Source organism: Pseudoglutamicibacter cumminsii, from assembly GCF_016907775.1.
Classification (GTDB): Bacteria; Actinomycetota; Actinomycetes; order Actinomycetales; family Micrococcaceae; genus Pseudoglutamicibacter; species Pseudoglutamicibacter cumminsii.
The window spans coordinates 1,312,202-1,329,544 of the sequence record NZ_JAFBCO010000001.1 but is presented as its reverse complement, the minus strand read 5'-3'; the positions used below and the strand labels follow the sequence as shown (position 1 = coordinate 1,329,544).

12 protein-coding genes and 2 tRNA genes are annotated in these 17,343 nt (G+C 61.5%); 5 read left to right on the top strand and 9 right to left on the bottom strand.

The window, feature by feature from the left end; genetic code table 11:
• Nucleotides 1-5 precede the first annotated feature (5 nt).
• Both JOD50_RS06050 and JOD50_RS06045 read right to left on the bottom strand, forming a co-directional pair.
• Nucleotides 6-2,261: a carbon starvation CstA family protein gene (locus tag JOD50_RS06050; protein WP_109303767.1), complete on the bottom strand. Its 2,256-nt coding sequence runs from the start codon at nucleotides 2,259-2,261 to the stop codon at nucleotides 6-8.
• 47 nt (nucleotides 2,262-2,308) lie between these two features.
• Complete coding sequence (locus tag JOD50_RS06045) at nucleotides 2,309-3,310, bottom strand: NAD(P)H-quinone oxidoreductase (RefSeq protein ID WP_204881566.1); 1,002 nt, start codon at nucleotides 3,308-3,310, stop codon at nucleotides 2,309-2,311.
• Between the two features lie 130 nt (nucleotides 3,311-3,440).
• Here JOD50_RS06045 and JOD50_RS06040 point away from each other — a divergent pair.
• A tRNA-Ser gene (locus JOD50_RS06040) sits at nucleotides 3,441-3,528 on the top strand.
• 56 nt (nucleotides 3,529-3,584) lie between these two features.
• Here JOD50_RS06040 and JOD50_RS06035 read toward each other — a convergent pair.
• Nucleotides 3,585-5,618, bottom strand: a complete 2,034-nt coding sequence (locus JOD50_RS06035) for an FAD/NAD(P)-binding protein (RefSeq protein ID WP_204880810.1) — start codon at nucleotides 5,616-5,618, stop codon at nucleotides 3,585-3,587.
• Nucleotides 5,619-5,654: 36 nt separating this feature from the next.
• Between JOD50_RS06035 and JOD50_RS06030 the strand changes: the two genes are divergently transcribed.
• The gene (locus JOD50_RS06030) at nucleotides 5,655-7,814 is read left to right on the top strand and encodes a prolyl oligopeptidase family serine peptidase (protein ID WP_204880809.1); all 2,160 of its coding nucleotides are present in this window, start codon (nucleotides 5,655-5,657) and stop codon (nucleotides 7,812-7,814) included.
• Nucleotides 7,815-7,941: 127 nt separating this feature from the next.
• Nucleotides 7,942-8,030, top strand: a tRNA-Ser gene (locus tag JOD50_RS06025).
• A gap of 413 nt (nucleotides 8,031-8,443) precedes the next feature.
• Here the strand turns inward: JOD50_RS06025 and JOD50_RS06020 are convergent.
• Nucleotides 8,444-9,703, bottom strand: a complete 1,260-nt coding sequence (locus tag JOD50_RS06020) for an IS256 family transposase (RefSeq protein WP_070491369.1) — start codon at nucleotides 9,701-9,703, stop codon at nucleotides 8,444-8,446.
• Between the two features lie 210 nt (nucleotides 9,704-9,913).
• Between JOD50_RS06020 and JOD50_RS06015 the strand changes: the two genes are divergently transcribed.
• Nucleotides 9,914-10,516 carry an Ltp family lipoprotein gene (locus tag JOD50_RS06015; RefSeq protein WP_338052039.1) on the top strand — a complete coding sequence of 201 codons (603 nt, stop codon included), beginning with the start codon at nucleotides 9,914-9,916 and terminating at the stop codon, nucleotides 10,514-10,516.
• 109 nt (nucleotides 10,517-10,625) lie between these two features.
• Here the strand turns inward: JOD50_RS06015 and JOD50_RS06010 are convergent, their stop codons facing one another.
• The 4 genes from JOD50_RS06010 to JOD50_RS05995 form a co-directional block, all read right to left on the bottom strand.
• Nucleotides 10,626-11,420 carry a VIT1/CCC1 transporter family protein gene (locus tag JOD50_RS06010; protein ID WP_204880807.1) on the bottom strand — a complete coding sequence of 265 codons (795 nt, stop codon included), beginning with the start codon at nucleotides 11,418-11,420 and terminating at the stop codon, nucleotides 10,626-10,628.
• A 123-nt stretch (nucleotides 11,421-11,543) separates the two neighbouring features.
• Nucleotides 11,544-12,089, bottom strand: a complete 546-nt coding sequence (locus JOD50_RS06005) for a YbhB/YbcL family Raf kinase inhibitor-like protein (RefSeq protein ID WP_204880806.1) — start codon at nucleotides 12,087-12,089, stop codon at nucleotides 11,544-11,546.
• A gap of 126 nt (nucleotides 12,090-12,215) precedes the next feature.
• Entirely contained in the window at nucleotides 12,216-13,178 is a 963-nt protein-coding gene (locus JOD50_RS06000; RefSeq protein ID WP_204880805.1) for a hypothetical protein, read from the bottom strand.
• Between the two features lie 23 nt (nucleotides 13,179-13,201).
• The gene (locus tag JOD50_RS05995) at nucleotides 13,202-15,373 is read right to left on the bottom strand and encodes a RecQ family ATP-dependent DNA helicase (protein ID WP_204880804.1); all 2,172 of its coding nucleotides are present in this window, start codon (nucleotides 15,371-15,373) and stop codon (nucleotides 13,202-13,204) included.
• Nucleotides 15,374-15,440: 67 nt separating this feature from the next.
• Between JOD50_RS05995 and JOD50_RS05990 the strand changes: the two genes are divergently transcribed.
• On the top strand, nucleotides 15,441-16,847 hold the full coding sequence (locus JOD50_RS05990) for a phosphomannomutase/phosphoglucomutase (protein WP_204880803.1): 1,407 nt from the start codon (nucleotides 15,441-15,443) through the stop codon (nucleotides 16,845-16,847).
• Between the two features lie 48 nt (nucleotides 16,848-16,895).
• Here JOD50_RS05990 and JOD50_RS05985 read toward each other — a convergent pair whose 3' ends face one another.
• Nucleotides 16,896-17,339 (bottom strand): thiol-disulfide oxidoreductase DCC family protein, encoded by a 444-nt coding sequence (locus tag JOD50_RS05985; protein ID WP_239541542.1) that lies wholly within the window; start codon nucleotides 17,337-17,339, stop codon nucleotides 16,896-16,898.
• Nucleotides 17,340-17,343 lie beyond the last annotated feature (4 nt).

The following is a 17,343-nucleotide window of genomic DNA, read 5'->3' as shown; positions in this document are numbered from 1 at the left end:
GCACGTCACTCCTTCCGTGGAGCGCCCCCGGCAGCGACCTTCTCGTCGTATTCCTGCCAGCGCTTCTCGAGCTCGCGCTCGGACTTCGAAGCGATCAGACCGCTCGGAGCGTAGTACTGGGACTCAACGTCCTCAACCTCGAACGGATCCACGACCTTGCCGTGGCGGTAAGCCTTGATCGTGACGATGGTCGAAGCCGTGATCACGATAGCCGCCAGCAGCATGAACAGGATCGAAAGCGAACCCTGGACGAACGTGTTGCGAACAACTGCGTTCATCGCTTCAACGCTATTGGCGGTGCCGAGGCTCGTCTCGCCCGCGGCGAGCGCTTCCTTGTATTTGAAGTGGTTAGCCCAGTAGCCGACCGAAGGGTTAGGCGAGAAGATCTTCAAAAGCGAGGCGTACATCGTAATCACCGTGGCGAATGCCATCGGCAAGACAACGACCCAGATGTGCTTGAAGCGTTGCTTCTTCGCCACGATAGCCATGACGATCGCCAACGCGATCGCGGCCAGCAGCTGGTTAGAGATACCGAACAGCGGGAAGAACGTGTTAATACCGCCGAGCGGGTCAGTGACACCCAAGATCAAGATGTAGCCCCATAGGCCGACCATGATCGCGGTGGTTATCCAGACGCCCGGTTTCCACGACATGTCCTTGAACTTAGGGATGTAGTTACCGAACGCGTCCTGCAGCATGAAGCGGGCGGTACGGGTACCGGCGTCCACAGCGGTGAGGATGAACAGGGCCTCGAACATGATCGCGAAGTGGTACCAGAAGCCCATCATTGAGATGCCGCCGAACCATTGCTGCATGATGTAGGCGAGACCCACCGCGAGCGTCGGGGCGCCACCTGTACGGGATACGACAGATTCTTCACCGACGTTGTTGGCAAGCTCGGTCAGCATGTTCGGTGTCAGCTCGGTCGCACCGACCAAGCCGAGCGAGTTCACGAACTGGACCGCGCCTTCCACTGTGCCGCCCGTGAGACCGGCACCCGAGTTCATAGCGAAGTACACGCCGCGGTCGATCACGAGGGCACAAACGAGCGCCATGATCGCGATAAACGACTCCATGAGCATGCCGCCGTAACCCAGGAAGCGGGTCTGGCGTTCCTTCTCAACGAGCTTAGGCGTGGTACCCGAGGAGATCAAAGCGTGGAAGCCAGATAGGGCACCACACGCAATCGTCACGAACAGGAACGGGAACAACTTACCCGATACCACTGGCCCATTTTCGACCGAGGCGAACATCGATACGGCAGGCGCATCCAGCATCGGGCGCACCACAACAATCGCGACCGCAAGCAGCGCGATCACACCGATCTTCATGAACGTCGACAAGTAGTCGCGCGGCGCGAGTAGCAGCCACACTGGAAGGACAGCGGCGACGAAACCGTAGATGATGATCATCCAGGCGATCGTGGTCTTATCCAGGTGGAAGAACGAAGCGCCCCACTCGGATTCAGCGACCCAGCGGCCAGAGATGATGGCGAACATCAACAGCACGAAACCGATGATGGAAACTTCCATGACCTTGCCCGGGCGCAAGAAGCGCAGGTAGATACCCATGAAAAGTGCGATCGGGATGGTCAGGCCAACCGAGTAGAGACCCCACGCGGACTCGCCCAGAGCGTTCACGACGACGAGCGCGAGGATCGCTACGATGATCGTCATGATGAACACGGTCGCGATGATCGCCGCCGTACCAGCGAAACGACCCAGCTGCTGGCGAGCCATCTGACCCAGCGAAACCGCGCCGGAACGCATCGAGAAGAACAGTACGAGGTAGTCCTGAACCGCGCCGGCGAGAATCACACCGACGATGATCCAAATCGTGCCAGGCAGGTAACCCATCTGGGCCGCCAGAACCGGGCCAACCAGCGGGCCAGCGCCCGCGATCGCAGCGAAGTGGTGGCCATACAAGACGCGACGGTCAGTCGGCATGTAGTCCTGGCCGTTATTCTTCACTTCCGCCGGGGTTGCCCTGCGGTCATCAGGCTTAGCGACCTTACGCTCGATGTACTTTGCATAGAAGCGGTACGCGATCAGGTAGGTACCGACGGCCGCGAAAACCAGCCATACGGCGTTAATCGGTTCGCCGCGGCCGAGCGCGATAGCGCCCCAACCGACAGCACCCAAAAGAGCGACGCCGACCCACACAATGATGCGGGTTGGCGTCCATTTACGTTCCTCAGCTTCTAGGACGTCAGGATCAACATACGCCGGTGGCTGCTGAACCTCGTCGGAGGTTGTGGACATTAGAAACCTCATTCACTAGGCACTCGTGATGATTTGTACATGACACATTACGCCCGATGCCCGGACAGCGTCGTTAAGACAATTTTTCCGTAATGCTCTTTTCTGGCCAGATATTCATGTGCTTCCTTTGCTTGCTCCAGCGGGAAGCGAGCGTCAACCGGCACCGTGACCCGCCCGTCGGCGATCAAAGGCCACACATGCTGACCCACCGCGGCAACGATCACGGCCTTCTGATCCGCGGGCCGTGCACGCAACGTTGTCCCGTGCACCGAAAGCCGCTTAACCATCATCCGACCCATATCTAGCTCAGCTTTACGGCCACCGACCAAACCGATCGTGACCAGCCGGCCATCAGTAGCTAAACACCTCAAATTACGGTCCAGGTATGCGCCACCGACGACATCGAGCACAACATCCACCCCGCGGCCGTCGGTGAGGTGCTTGATGCGCTCAACAAAGTCTTCGTCTTTGTAGTTGATCGCCTCAGCTGCGCCGCGATCGCGAGCCCACTGGCACTTCTCAGCCGTCGATGCGGTGGCATAGACCGTATGTCCGCACGCGGAAAGCCACTGCACCGCGAACGTTCCGATACCGCCCGATGCGCCGTGCACCAGAACGGTCTCGCCGGCCTGGAGTCGGGTGGTCATCACGAGGTTCGAATACACGGTTGCCGCAACCTCAATCAACGCGGCAGCATCGACCAAGCTGATGCCGCGAGGAACCCGCAAAACCTGCGCGACCGGAGCGGTCGCATACTCCGCATAGCCGCCCGCATCGATCAGCGCAACCACGCGCTCCCCCAGAGGCCACACATCGGCATTCACACCGCGACCGTGACCGACCACCTCACCGGCGACCTCAAGCCCCGGGACCTCTGACGCGCCTTTCGGAGGGCGGTAATTCCCCTCCCGCTGCGAAACATCAGCCGGGTTCACGCCACACGCATGCACGCGGATCAACACCTCACCCGGGCCAGGAACCGGAACCGCGCCGCGGCCGACCCGGATCACCTCAGGGCCGCCCGCGCCATCAAAAGAAACCACCGTCATCTCAGTGGGAGGGGCCGCATCGGCAGGGGTTGCCGCGGAGGATGTATTGGACTCACGATCAGCGCACATACACACCAGACTGACACGAATACAGAGTTGACGGAAGCATGCGATAAACTCGAGCGATGTTGGAGGGTTGTCCGAGCGGCCGAAGGAGATGGTCTTGAAAACCATTGTGCGGTAACCCCGTACCAAGGGTTCGAATCCCTTACCCTCCGCTGGCGTAACCCCGGGATCGTAGAGATTCCGGGGTTTTCCGCTTTAAACCGCGGGACTAGGCCAGCAAGATGGAGCGGGCGATTGTTTCCGCGTCCGCGAGCGTCCGGGCACCCACGTGCGGGTCACCGCCGGCCTCGGCCGCGATCGCAGTCCCCCACTGCACCGAGGACAACTGCAGACCAAGCACGTGCACGCCATCGGCGGCGGCACCACTCGTGCCGACCACACGGTAATCGGCGCCCTCAACATCAAGACCAGAGCCGGGAACCTGCTCGCCATCATCGGTGATGCGCACACGCGGACGTGCCAGACCCGATGCCAGCATCGAACGCAACAGCGGCGAATCCGTGATCGCAACACGGTTGGCCGGCATCATCGCCTCAACCATCCACGTCGCCTCCGGCTCCGCGCCACCCACCCATGGCGACACAGCACGGAACAAGCGGGCCTCCGCATCGTAGGTGTAGGACGGCTCAGGGCCCAGAACCTCAACGATCCCGGCGCGCATCAGAGCAACCATCTGCTCGATGCGCTCCAAAGGCGGACCCGAAGCCAACCCTTCAACGAGAGGCTCAAACCAGCCGCGCACCTGGGCGGCGACGGAACGTTCGTCGATGTACCCTTCGGCGATCAATCGCTTCACGATCATGCGGCCTGCGTGCAGTGCACCGATCGCCATGTGCAGCGGCGAACCCGTACCCAAGGACGCGGCCGCGACATCGCTTTCCAGCATCTCGATGGTTGCGGCGCGGTACGCCTCGGCGGTAATCGCGCCGTGCCCTGACCACGGACGGGCCAAAGCGCGGATATCGAACAGTTCACGGTCCGGGAGCGCGCGAGCCAGCGCATCCTTGAGCTTCAGGACCCACACTTCATCGCCGATGTCGGTCGGGGCGGCAAGGATCTCGTCCAGCTCGTCCAGGAACACAGATGGGGTGGATTCGAACACCTCGGGCGCCGCGGCGAGCTCGTTGTAGTAGGTGCGGATCACGTCGCGATTCAGCAACGGCCACACGTGACGTTCAAAGTCCACGGTGCCCGGCAGACGGCCGGTCGCGCCCTTCTCCGCAGCCTCAACGATGCGCTCATACGTGAAGAACTTGAGTTCGATGCCCTGCGGGATGAACGCTGGGATCGCCGCTTTAGCGCGGTACGGGGTTCCGCGCCGCGAGCCGGCGATGAGGATGGGTTCCTTGCCGCTGGGGATGTATTTCAGCGCTTGGCCTGCAGGGCCGCCGGTCTCCTCGAAACGGCCTCCACGGCTCAACGTGACTTCAGCCATGAGGTCGAAAAAGTTCAGGCCCATGCCGCGAACCAGGACGTTCTGCCCGGCAGGGAGCGCGCTGTAGTCGACGTCAGTGGAAACATGCGGCGGAACATAGTGCGTGCCCGGATGCGATGCGCACGCCGACCCTACGGCTTCCTGCTCAGGTGAAATCCGGGCAGGAACGTGCCCAACAGCCAGAACCACACGGTCCGCATACAAGACCTGACCCGAACCCAACACGACCCGGTAACCACCACCCACGTGCGGATCAACCGATACCGCCAACGTAGCGTGAACATGCGGCCCATCCACATGACCCAAACCATCGAGCTGGGCGGCAACACCCTCCCACACGTGTTGCAAATACCGGCCGTACAGTGGGCGCGGAGGGAAACTGCCAGACCCCAACGCCTCGAGCTCAGCCCGCTCGACCTCACTCAACTCGGCGCCATCGCCACCAGACAGACGGAACTGCTCAAAACTCAGCCCCGGATGCTCAGCCCGCCCCACGCCAGCCGGCCGTTCCGGCGCAACCGTAGGGAACATCGACGGCGTGTTCATCCACAAGTTCCGCGACTGCCCCGGATCCCATACCCTGCCAGAACCCGGAGGGCACGGATCAACCACATCGATACGCAACGGCCGCGTGTCCAGGGTGCCACCGTCGTCGTCATCAATCAACAAATCAGCCGGAGCCCACGCCTGACGCCCTGCCGCGGCGAGCGCGAGACGCTCCACCACCGAGGTTCCACGCGGGCCAGCGCCAATCACGACGACGCGAAGAAGGCCTGCATCCTGAGCATGATCTGTTGCTTGTTCCATGTATTTATCTCTATCACTTCAACGTATTCTTAGGCTGTGACTAAACCGACTGATCTGACGCATATTCATTCTTTTTTGGACGAGATCCGCGGCGAGGAGGCACTCGCTTGGGCGGCGGAGCGCACTGAAGCGACCGACGCGCACCTTGCTTCTGACGAGCATGATCGGGTGGTGGCGCGGATCCAAGAGGCGATGGATGCTGAAGACCGGCTCATTGCTGTGAGCAAGCACGGTGAGTTCCACACGAACTTCTGGCAGGATGCCGAGCATCCGCGTGGGATCTGGCGCACCACGGACTGGGATTCGTATGTTGCTGGGACTCCGCAGTGGGAGACGTTGCTGGACCTCGATGAGCTGAGCGCCGATGAGGGCGTGAACTGGGTGTGGCGTGGCGCCTCGTGGGAACCGAAGCCGGGCGGGCAGCCGCGGCGAGCGTTGGTGGTACTCTCCCCTGATGGTGGTGACGCGGTGGTGGTCCGCGAGTTCGATGCGGTGGACCGCGAGTTCGTGGAAGGCGGCTTGGAGTTGCCGTTGGCGAAGACGTCCGTGAGCTGGGGTTTTGATGATTCGTTCTTGGTTTCCACGGTGACGGGCGAGGACGATGCGACCCGTTCGACCTATGCGCGGTGTGTGCGTCAGGTGCGCCGCGGGCAGGATCTGGCGGATGCGGAGGTTGTGTTCGAGATCGACGCGAGCCACGTTTCGGCTGGCGCTGGTGTGGACACGACCCCGGGTTTTGAGAAGACCGTGTTCCGGGATTCGGAGGACTTCTTCACGGGCACGAACTACGTGGATATGCGCGACGGGGCTGGGGTTCAGAAGATCGGTGCCCCAGGGGACGCCCGCGTTGGTTTCTATCAGGACTGGCTGCTGATCCGCCCGATGAGCACATGGGAGGTAGGCGGGCAGACCTACCCGGCCGGTACGGTGTTGGTGGTCAAGGCCGCGGAGTGGCTCGCTGGTGAGCGTTCCGGCTTGCGTGCCGTGCTTGTGCCCGAGGAGTCTGAGTCTGTTCAGGCGGTGGGTTTCACTAAGAACTTCGGCTTCGCAGTCATCATGAAGGACATTGCTTCCCGCGTTGTGCGTTTGGACCCGCGCAACAACTGGGCCGTGACCGAGCTGCCTGGCGTTCCTGAATTGTCGTCGGTAAGCATGTGGCCATTCGATGAGGAAAACAGCGACGACATCTGGATGGTTTCGGAAGGGTTCCTCCAGCCTCCGACGCTGCAGCTGGGTTCGCTCGCGACCGCCGGTAACGCTGGTGGTAGCGGCGCTGCTGATTCTGGCGGCGCCGCTGAGGCCGGCTCTGACAGCGGCGCTGGCTGGCGAGTCATCGGGGTTGCTCCGGAGCGTTTCGATGCGAGCGTGCACGAGGTTTCGCAGCATTTCGCGGTGTCTGATGATGGGACGCGCGTCCCGTATTTCTTGATCGCTCCGAAGGATGCGCCGCTGGACGGTAAGACGCCGGTGTATGTGAGCGCTTATGGCGGTTTCCGGGTATCCCGTACGCCTGGCTACTCCGCAGCGGTGGGACGCGGCTGGCTTGAGCGCCGCACGAGTGAAGGCCGGGCTCCAGCATTTGTGGTCGCGAACATCCGTGGTGGCGGCGAGTACGGCCCGGAGTGGCACGCGGCAGCTTTGCGCGAGAATCGACCGCGCGCGTACGAGGATCTCGCCGCCGTGGTTCGCGATCTTCACGAGCGCGGCGTTTCTTCCCCGGCTTTCACGGGTATGGCCGGAGGCTCTAATGGTGGTCTGCTCGCGGGCAACATGTATGTGCGCTATCCGGAGCTGTTCGGCGCGATCTCGTGCGGTGTCCCGCTGCTGGATATGTTGCGGTACACGCAACTTTCGGCTGGGCATTCGTGGATCGCTGAATACGGCGATCCCGATGTTCCAGCGGATGTTGAGCATCTGCGCGATATTTCGGCGACGCACCGGCTCGCTGACACCGCCGACGATACCCGTGATGTTGCGTGGCCTGAACTGCTGGTGTGGACCACAGCGTCCGACGACCGCGTAGGCCCCGTCCAGGCCCGCCACTTCTATGCGTTGCTTGAGGAGCTTGGCCACCGTAACGCGTGGTACCACGAGGAAGTGGATGGCGGACATTCAGGTTCAGTTGACCACGCATCGGCGGCCCGCACCGCTGCCCGAAGCTACAGCTTCATCTGGGACGCGATGACCCGCAGCTAATGGTTTTTCGGCCCGCGTTTAACTAGCGTGAACGGACACGTGACCGGCTAGCGGCGGGTGTTCACTTTGATGTGAGCGCGTGCCCTCGGCTAAGCTATGGGATGTTGCCCTTTTATCGGGGCAACGTGGAGACGTGCCAGAGTGGCCGATTGGACTTCACTGCTAATGAAGGGTCTGGGTTAAACCGGACCGGGGGTTCGAATCCCCCCGTCTCCGCTCGCGACCCCCGGGACTTATTGAAGTTCCGGGGGTTTTCCCGTTTAACCCCGGAATCATGCGGAAGTAGCGGAGCTGCAGTGACCCCTTCTCGCGGCGTCAAAGAGCCATATTCAAACGGAAAACTGGCACAAACTGTCTCAAAACTGTCCCGAATGCCCACAGAATGCCCACACGCAGGTCTATTCCATGCCCGGGTGGACTCAAAAGGGACTCACAATTCGACGAATCGGTTGCAGAACCTACCCCAAGACCTCGAACCTTCCGGCTCGTCTTTCGCGACAGGACACCACCCTTGTACACGATAAGTACCCCGCAGACATGTAGAAGAAAATGTCGTAAAGACATATCGGAGTCCACCCGGGTCAAGCCCCTGGAAGTGGTGTAACTGAATGGTGATCCTTCGTGGGTGGTCAGGCGGGTAGTTGCATCAGGTCGTCGGTGCTCACCTCCGTCGGCGAGCTGGTGGCGGGGTCGGTGGTCAGGGTGAGTCGGCAGCGGCTGAGGACTTCGAGACCGAGGTAGCGGCGGCCTTCGGCCCATTCGTCGGTCTGCTCGGCCAGGACGGCGCCGACGAGGCGAACGATGGCATCCCGGTTCGGGAAGATCCCGACCACGTCGGTGCGGCGGCGGATCTCCCGGTTGAGACGTTCGGTGGGGTTGTTGGACCAGATCTGCCGCCACACATCGTCGGGGAACCCGGTGAAGGCGAGCAGGTCCTCACGGGCATCGCCGAGGTGGTCAGCAACCTCGGGCAGCCTGCTGTCGGTGTACTCCAGCAGGCGGTCGAACTGCTCGTGCACGGCCGATGCGGTGGGCTGGTCGTACACGCTGTGCAACATCGCCTTCACCGCCGGCCACATGGACTTGGGGCACACGGCCATGAGGTTGGCGGCGTAGTGGGTGCGGCAGCGCTGCCAGGCGGCCCCGGGCAGGTGTGCCGCGATCGCCTCCACCAGCCCGGCGTGGGCATCGGAGGTCACCAGCCGCACTCCGCCCAGGCCACGGGCCACCAGGTCGGCGAAGAAGGTGTTCCACGAGGCCTTCGTCTCGCTGGTGGCGACTTGCATGCCCAGGACCTCGCGGTGGCCGTCACCGTTGACGCCGGTGGCCAGCAGCACCGAGGCTTTGACGACCTGCTTGTTCTCGCGGACCTTGATCGCCAGCGCATCAGCGGTGACGAACGTGAACGGCCCGGCCTCGTCCAGACGTCGGTGGCGGAACGCGGCGACCTGCTCGTCGAGGTCGGCGGCCATGCGCGAGACCTGGGATTTCGACAGGGCGTGGATGCCGAGCGTCTTGACGAGCTTGTCCATCCGGCGGGTGGACACACCAGCGAGGTAGCAGTCCGCCACGACCGTGATCAGGGCGGACTCGGCCCGCTTGCGGCGCTCGAGCAGCCACTCCGGGAAATACGAGCCCTGGCGCAGCTTCGGGACGGCGACATCGATCGTGCCGACGCGGGTGTCCAGCGGGCGCTGGCGGTAGCCGTTGCGGCGATTCGTCCGCTGCTCGGAGCGGGCGTTCCATTCGGCCCCGCACACGCTGTCGGCGTCGGCGGAAAGCAGGGCGTTGATCATGGTCTGCAGCAGCTCGCGCATCAGATCCGGTGATGCATCGGCGAGGGCTTGGCCCAGCAGGCCGGCAGGGTCGACAATATGGGGTGCGGTCATCGTGATGACTCCGTTCGAGGATTCTTTGGAAGGTTGACTCGAAGGATCACGCGGTGGCCGCTCTACATCCGACAACGACACGAAGTCGGAGACGATCTCGGCCACCGAGTTACACCACTCTATGGGGCACTACTGTCCACCCGCCACATTTCATGGGACACTAGTGTCGATAAGAAGAGTTAAATGCATGTTCATCATGGAGGTTCATACGTGTCAGACCATAACTCCCCACAGATGCCACCAGTGTCTGAGCCGGGTGACATTCAATCCTCGGGTAGCACCCCCGAGACTTCCAGGAAAAAGTCGCTTTGGACCCGCTGGTGGATGATCGCCATCTACGTCGTCCTCGGTATCGGCATCATTGCTGCATTGGCTAACGGAGGTGAAGAGAACGCATCACCGGCCGGTTCCTCGACCCCATCAGCTTCAGAGAAGCCTAAGTCACAGACAAGTGAAGGTGAGAAATCAAGCGCCTCCACAAAGCCTGATAAGCCAACTGAAAAGAAAACTCCGACGGAATATAAGTCAGCACTCAGAGCTGCGGAGGCCTACTCCGATACGATGCACATGAGCAAGGCCGGAATCTATGATCAGCTCACCAGCGAGCACGGTGAAAAATTTACTAAAGAAGCAGCTCAATACGCGATCGACAATCTCAAGGCAGACTATAAAAAGAACGCCCTCGAAACAGCCAAGAATTATCAAGATTCGATGGCTATGTCTCCAAGCGCAATTCATGACCAATTGACGAGCGAACACGGTGAAAAATTCACCAAAGAAGAGGCCGACTACGCCATCGCTAACCTCGACTAAATCTGTTTTCAGGTGACTGGTGACAGACCGGCTTTAGCCCGGCACCCTATAAGGGTGCCGGGCTAAAGCCATATTAGGGGCAGGCAACTTGCGCTGAAACACTTACACCTCAAGCGACCCCGGACGCGCCCAGCAGGTAGCCCACAAGGTACGTGAACCCGAGCGCCATCGCGCCACCGATCACCACGCGTATACCGGCCTTGACCGGCGAACTACCGCCCAGCTCGGCACTAACCGCCCCCGTAAGCGCGAGCGCAACCAACGTCGCAACAAACGTGCCCACAATGTTCGCCCCCTGCGGGAGCAGGACGATCGTCAGCATCGGCAAGATAGCACCAGCAAGGAACGCGAGCATCGACGCGAAAGCCGCATGCCACGGACTCACAATGTCATCCTCATCGATGTTGAGCTCCATCTGCAGGTGCGCCTTCAACGCATCCTTCTCAGTCAACTCAACCGCGACCTTCTCCGCAGTATCACGCGAGAGCGCCTGCTCCTGATACAGCTGCGGCAGCTCCTCAAGCTCACCCTCAGGATCTTCTTGAAGCTCACGTTTCTCCTTGGCAACTAGGGCTTCCTCCGCGTCCCTCTGCGAAGAAACCGAAACGTATTCACCCAACCCCATCGACACCGCGCCACCAATCACAGCGGCGGCACCGGCCGTCAGAATCGGGCCGATCTGGCTCGTCGCACCCGCGACACCAACCACCACCGCAGCGACAGAAACGATGCCGTCATTAGCGCCCAAAACACCCGCACGTAGCCAGTTCAGTTTTTGCGCGTGTCCCGAAGCCTGATGCGGCTCCGACCTGTTCTCAGGCCCTACATTCGTTGAAGTCGTATGAACAGCATCCTCCGTTTCAACGGCAAGCGCTAGCAAAGAAAGGCTTCGCTTACTAAGCATCACCTAAAGTTAGCGAGACCTAACCATCCAGGGCGGAGGCAGAAGTAAACGCGTCGGGGATGGTTCCGCGACCCATGCCGCGGAACCACCCCCGAATCACATACAAGCCGTATCGGCTGAAAACTACGCTGGGATCTCGCCGTTGACCACAATCGTGGCGCGGCCCAGCGTGTGACCGAACATCATGAAACCATGCTTAGCCGGCGAGGTGTCGCCATCCACACCCAGGTCCTCAACGTCTAGCGCGTGTACGGTAATCACATAACGATGCGGGCCATGGCCCTGCGGCGGAGCGGCACCGATGAAGCCAGGCTGGCCGCCATCGTTCTTCAACTGGAACGCACCTTCCGGAAGGTCCAGGCCATCGCCTGCGCCTTCAGCGAGCTCCGTAACCGAAGCCGGGATACGAGTGAGAACCCAGTGCCAGAAACCCGACTGCGTTGGAGCGTCCGGGTCAAACACCGTGACCGCGAAGCTCTTAGTTCCCTCAGGTGCGCCAGACCAGCTGAGCTGCGGCGAAATGTCCTTACCGCCCTCAATGCCGAAAGCGCCGGAGTACTGTTCAGCCGGCCACATCCCACCATCCTCAACCGTGGTGGACGTCAGCTCGAAGCTTGGGACCTCACCCAAGCCAGCAAATGGATCGTTTCCGTTTGGTGCCAATGCCATGTGTTCCTCCTTAGCGGGACAACGTATAAGGCGAGAAAACTAGATCAGACCTACACGACCATTAAAGGCGAACACCTCACCCAGGTGAATAGCCTTAGCGGAAAGCTAAACGAAGCAGATGCGCGCTTAGTGGCCGCGCTTATATAGGTGCGCCACCTGCTGGAGCACCTCGCGCGCGTGTTCCTCATCAACACCGGTATGACGCATGAAAATATCCACGGCAGCGTCCACGTCTTCCATGTGCATCGCCGTCATGAAAATGCCCCGCTCGGTTTCGCTCAAACGGTCCGTACTGAACGTGACCGTGCGCCCGTCACCAACGTTGACCTGCAACGTGACTCCGTTGCCCGAACCAGCGGCCATGTTTGCTTCCAAAGCGCGGCGAATGATCCCCTGATCCAGGTCAATATGCCGGCCGATGATCTCGGATGCCTCATCGAACCGACGGTCACGCAACTTAGCCATCAGCTGGTCGCGTTCAGCAGCCGGAATGTCCTGAGTACTGAACGAATGCTCACGCTCCCCATCGTTGTGGGTGAAGTTCATGTGACGCTCGGACGCCGCCGCCTCATCGCCGTACCGGACCGCCCAATCTTCCGGGATCGCCCAATCCTGGTCAGAAGGAATATCAAGATCAGAGGCATCAACAGGGCCCGATGCGGTCGAATCCTGGACGTCGGCGTGCGGTTCAGCTGACGACGCCTCAGACGCCTTGCGCTCCAGGCTTTCCAGCTCCAGATTTTCAAACTTCGGCGTCTCGAATTCCGGGGTTTCTATCTCGCGGAACGCGGCCTGCGACTTGACCTGCGGGTACTGCTGCAACGCCACAACGTCGGTGATGCAGTCCATGTTCGAACGGTCAGTCGCGCTTTTAATCAACTGCGCCGCACCCATCAGATCATTCTGAGCGATCCGGGCATAAACCGCCTTATGGGTCTCAACGTCTAAAAGCTCCGACACCTCGCGGGCACGCTCAGGCGTAGTGTTCTCCTGCAAATTCTTCCGCGCACGCTTCCCCGCGGACCGCAGACCCAACACAATCGCGACCACACCAACTACAACGCCCAAGACCAGAAACGATGGTTCCATACTTCTAATTCTACGAAGCCCCGCTAACCAACAACCGCCAAAGCAAAAGGAAGCACCCCTGGCACACCCGCCTGGCGCAACACTGCAGCCGCACTAGTGATCGACCATCGCGAATCCACGAGGTCATCGACCAGCAGCAACGGACCCGGCGCCGACGCCACCGCATCACGCATCGCCTCCGGCACCAGGAACGCACCCTGCACATCCGCGAACCGGTACGCCGAGTTACCGCCCGGCCCCGTACGCGGAGGCGCCCCCGCGTACTCAAGCGCGCCGATAAAGCGCATCTGCCCAATCCGAGCAAGCTCAGACGCCAAGCTGGATACGAGCTGCGGATGCTGCGCAGATGGCATCGCCACAACACCCACCGGACGCTCCGGCGACGCCGTGCCGTCCTCCCCCATCCAGCCAGCCGCCGACGACCAGTCAGCGACGACCTTGACGCACGCACGAACCACATCGGCAGCAACCGGGGCATCCGGAGCTTGCTGCAACAACTCACGCAGCCTCGCACCCCACCCAGGGTCCGTTAGCCGAGCCAGCGCGCGCCCTTCACCGGCCTGAAGCTCGGCAGGGATCCGCCCCTTTACATCGAGGCCCAACGCGGACAGTCCTGTCGGGTACATCTTCCGCGGCTCAATCTCGACACCAACCCGGCTCAATCCACCCTCAGCGAGGTGCGTGGCTTCATCCCCCACATCAGACGGGAACCACCGGCCGGCACAGTTATCGCAGAGCCTGCAGTCTTCTGCATGCGGGTCATCCAGCTGCTCGGAGAGGAAACGCATCCGGCAACCATCCGTCTGCTCATAAGCCAGCATCGCTTCCTGCTCCGCTTCACGCGCCTGCGCGACCCGTTCATAACGTTCACGGTCATAGCTCCACGGAACACCCGTGCCAACCCAGCCACCCTGAACGCGCTCAACCGCGCCGTCAACAGCCAGCACCTTAAGCAACAATTCCAGCGCAGTCCGGCGGACATTGACCCGCGCTTCCAGAACCGGAACCGAAACCGGCCCACCCGCCTCAGCCAACGCATCGATCACTGCCCGGGCAACAGACTCCTGCGGCATTGAGGCCGAGGCGAAATACCGCCAAATCTCGCGGTCTTCCGGCCCCGGCAACAACAGAACATCCGCTCGCTCAGTGCCACGGCCCGCACGCCCCACCTGCTGGTAATACGCAACCGGCGAGCTAGGCGCACCCACATGCACCACGAAACCAAGATCAGGTTTGTCGAAGCCCATGCCCAACGCCGACGTCGCAACCAACGCCTTGACCTGATTGTTCTTGAGCGCATCCTCAAGCTCATGCCGCTCATCCTGGTCCGTGCGGCCTGTGTAAGCCCGCACGTTCAACCCGGCCTCACGTAGCATCTGCGCGATGTCTTCGGCCGCAGAAACCGTCAACGCATAAATAATCCCGGAGCCTTCAAGCTCCCCCACGTGCTGCACGAGCCAACCGAGCTGCTTGCGCGGGCTCGCCATCCGCAAAACCCCGAGCCTCAGCGACTTCCTTGCCAATGGGCCGCGCAACGTGAAAACGTCCTGGCCACCCGCGGCGAGCTGTTCCTCAACATCCCGCACCACCCGCTCGTTCGCGGTCGCGGTGGTCGCCAAAACAGGAACTCCCTGCGGAAGGCGTTCGATGAGATCCTTGATGCGGCGGTAATCCGGCCGGAAATCGTGCCCCCAGTCAGAAATACAGTGCGCCTCATCCACCACAAGGAGACTCATCCGCTCAACCAACTGCGGAAGCTGCTCTTCGCGGAACCGCGGATTATTCAGCCGCTCCGGAGACACCAACAGAACATCCACCTGATCTTCAGCGAGCTTGGCTCGAATCTGTTCCCACTCCGTCGCGTTCGCCGAATTGATCGCGTGCGCACGCACACCAGCCCGCTCAGCCGCCGCAATCTGGTCCCGCATCAACGCCAGCAACGGAGAAATAATCAACGTTGGGCCAGCACCCTGCGCCCGCAACAACGCAGTCGCCACAAAATACACAGCCGACTTACCCCACCCAGTCCGCTGAACCGCCAAGGCCCTACGCCGGCGCCCGACTAACGCCTCGATCGCCTCAAGTTGCCCCGGGTGAAACTGCGCAGCGTCGTTGCCCACCAGGCGGCGGAGCGCGGCGAGCGCAGAAGCCGCATCGAAATCAGCAGACAGACCCTTATTACCCGTATGTTCCATCTCACGCCTCCCGCTGTTTCCGTGAGCCTGACCAGTGGCACAAGCATGACAGCGTAGTCTGACAGTTATGACCACGATCAATCTCAGCGATTCATTTAAAGCCTATGATGTGCGCGGTATCGTCGGCGAGACCATCACAGACGAAACCGTCCAAGCGACCGCCGCCGCGTTCGTCGATGTCCTTGGCCTAGCCGGGTCCACGGTACTTGTCGGCGGAGACATGCGACCATCCAGCACACAGTTCATGAATGTTTTCGCTGAGACCCTCGCGGTACGTGGCGCTAATCCCGTGGTCCTCGGCCAAATCTCAACCGATGAGCTCTACTTCGCAAGCGGCTCCCTCGACGCCGCAGGGGTCACCTTCACCGCGTCCCACAATCCCGCGGGCTATAACGGCATCAAGATGACTCGAGCCGGCGCCAAGCCGATCTCCGCGGATTCCGGCCTAGAGGACATCCGCATCCTCGCCCAGAAGTACCTCAACGAGGGCCTCCCGCAGCCGCTCAACGCGCCCGCTGAGATTGAACACCGCGATGTGCTTGCGGACTACGCGCGGCACTTGCGTTCCCTTGTTGACCTTTCCAGCATCCGGCCGCTCAAGGTGGTCGTCGATGCGGGCAATGGCATGGCTGGGCTCACGACCCCAGCCGTCCTGGGCGATGCAGAGCTTGAAGCCCTACCACTAGAGATCTTCCCGCTCTACTTCGAGCTCGACGGTTCCTTCCCGAACCACCCCGCTAACCCCATCGAGCCTGAAAATATCGCTGACCTCCAGACCGCCGTGAAGCAGCACGGCGCAGACCTTGGCCTTGCTTTCGATGGCGATGCTGACCGCTGCTTCGTGGTGGACGAAAACGGTGCCGCGGTCTCCCCTTCCGCGATCACCGCTTTGGTTGCGGCCCGCGAAATCGCTCGCGCGAAGGCCGCGGGCGAAGAAACTCCGGTGGTGATCCACAACCTCATCACGTCCAAGGCAGTCCCGGAAACGGTTGAGGCGGCCGGCGGCCGCGCTGTGCGAACCCGCGTTGGGCATTCGTTCATCAAGGCCGTCATGGCGGAAGAAGACGCTGTGTTCGGTGGCGAACACAGCGCCCACTACTACTTCCGGGACTTCTACTTCGCCGACACCGGGATGCTCGCCGCGATGCACATTCTTGCCGCACTCGGTGGGCAAGACAAGCCGTTGTCCGAGCTTGTTGCCCAATACGAGCCGTATGTCGCGTCCGGCGAGATCAACACCAAGGTCGCGGACGCCGCTGCCGCAACCCAGAAGGTCGTTGACGAGCTCGGATCCGGCGATGACACCGAGGTCGAAACCCTCGACGGCACCACGGTCAGCGCAACCGACGGCTCATGGTGGTTCAACCTGCGGCCGTCCAACACCGAGCCGCTACTCCGCTTCAATGCGGAAGCCAACGACCGCGAAACCATGGAACGTATCCGCGATTCCGTACTCGGAATCCTCCGCGGCTAGCTCGAGCTAAAGCGCTCGAGACCTCACGCGCTCGACCGCTTCCTCTAACTAGACCGCTCCGCACGCCCCGGGGTTTGCACGGGATGCCTCAGCATCCTCGCAAGCCCCGGGGTTTTGCGTGCACCACGGCGTGATGCCCGGGAACCGCCCGCGGTGGGCACTCACCCACGCGTAGACGAGGTCGGCACACCACCGCACAGGCGGGAACCGATACACAGCCCTGAAAATGCGCGTACCCAACGCGACGTCCAACGCAACAGAAGCCGCGCCTGCGCCACGCGAAACCGCTACATCCCGTCCACCGGGCTGCATGCGGAAAGCCCATATCTCAACGGCGGTCTGCTCCTGCGTGAGCCCAAACGCTTCCCGCACCCCGCGCTCTTGTGATGCCCGCAACTCAACCCGGCCGCCCCTATCCAGGCGCCGCAACCAGCCCGCGGCCCGCGTGCACACGCCGCAGCGGCCATCGAAAATCAACGTCAGCTCCGCCATATGG

What these genes read in the sequence shown, in the direction of transcription:
- JOD50_RS06005 (WP_204880806.1), bottom strand. Translation starts at nt 12,089, where the DNA reads ATGGCATTGGCACCAAACGGAAACGATCCATTTGCTGGCTTGGGTGAG.
- JOD50_RS06010 (WP_204880807.1), bottom strand. Translation starts at nt 11,420, where the DNA reads ATGCTTAGTAAGCGAAGCCTTTCTTTGCTAGCGCTTGCCGTTGAAACG.
- JOD50_RS05985 (WP_239541542.1), bottom strand. Translation starts at nt 17,339, where the DNA reads ATGGCGGAGCTGACGTTGATTTTCGATGGCCGCTGCGGCGTGTGCACG.
- JOD50_RS06000 (WP_204880805.1), bottom strand. Translation starts at nt 13,178, where the DNA reads ATGGAACCATCGTTTCTGGTCTTGGGCGTTGTAGTTGGTGTGGTCGCG.
- JOD50_RS06050 (WP_109303767.1), bottom strand. Translation starts at nt 2,261, where the DNA reads ATGTCCACAACCTCCGACGAGGTTCAGCAGCCACCGGCGTATGTTGAT.
- JOD50_RS05990 (WP_204880803.1), top strand. Translation starts at nt 15,441, where the DNA reads ATGACCACGATCAATCTCAGCGATTCATTTAAAGCCTATGATGTGCGC.
- JOD50_RS05995 (WP_204880804.1), bottom strand. Translation starts at nt 15,373, where the DNA reads ATGGAACATACGGGTAATAAGGGTCTGTCTGCTGATTTCGATGCGGCT.
- JOD50_RS06035 (WP_204880810.1), bottom strand. Translation starts at nt 5,618, where the DNA reads ATGGAACAAGCAACAGATCATGCTCAGGATGCAGGCCTTCTTCGCGTC.
- JOD50_RS06020 (WP_070491369.1), bottom strand. Translation starts at nt 9,703, where the DNA reads ATGACCGCACCCCATATTGTCGACCCTGCCGGCCTGCTGGGCCAAGCC.
- JOD50_RS06045 (WP_204881566.1), bottom strand. Translation starts at nt 3,310, where the DNA reads ATGACGGTGGTTTCTTTTGATGGCGCGGGCGGCCCTGAGGTGATCCGG.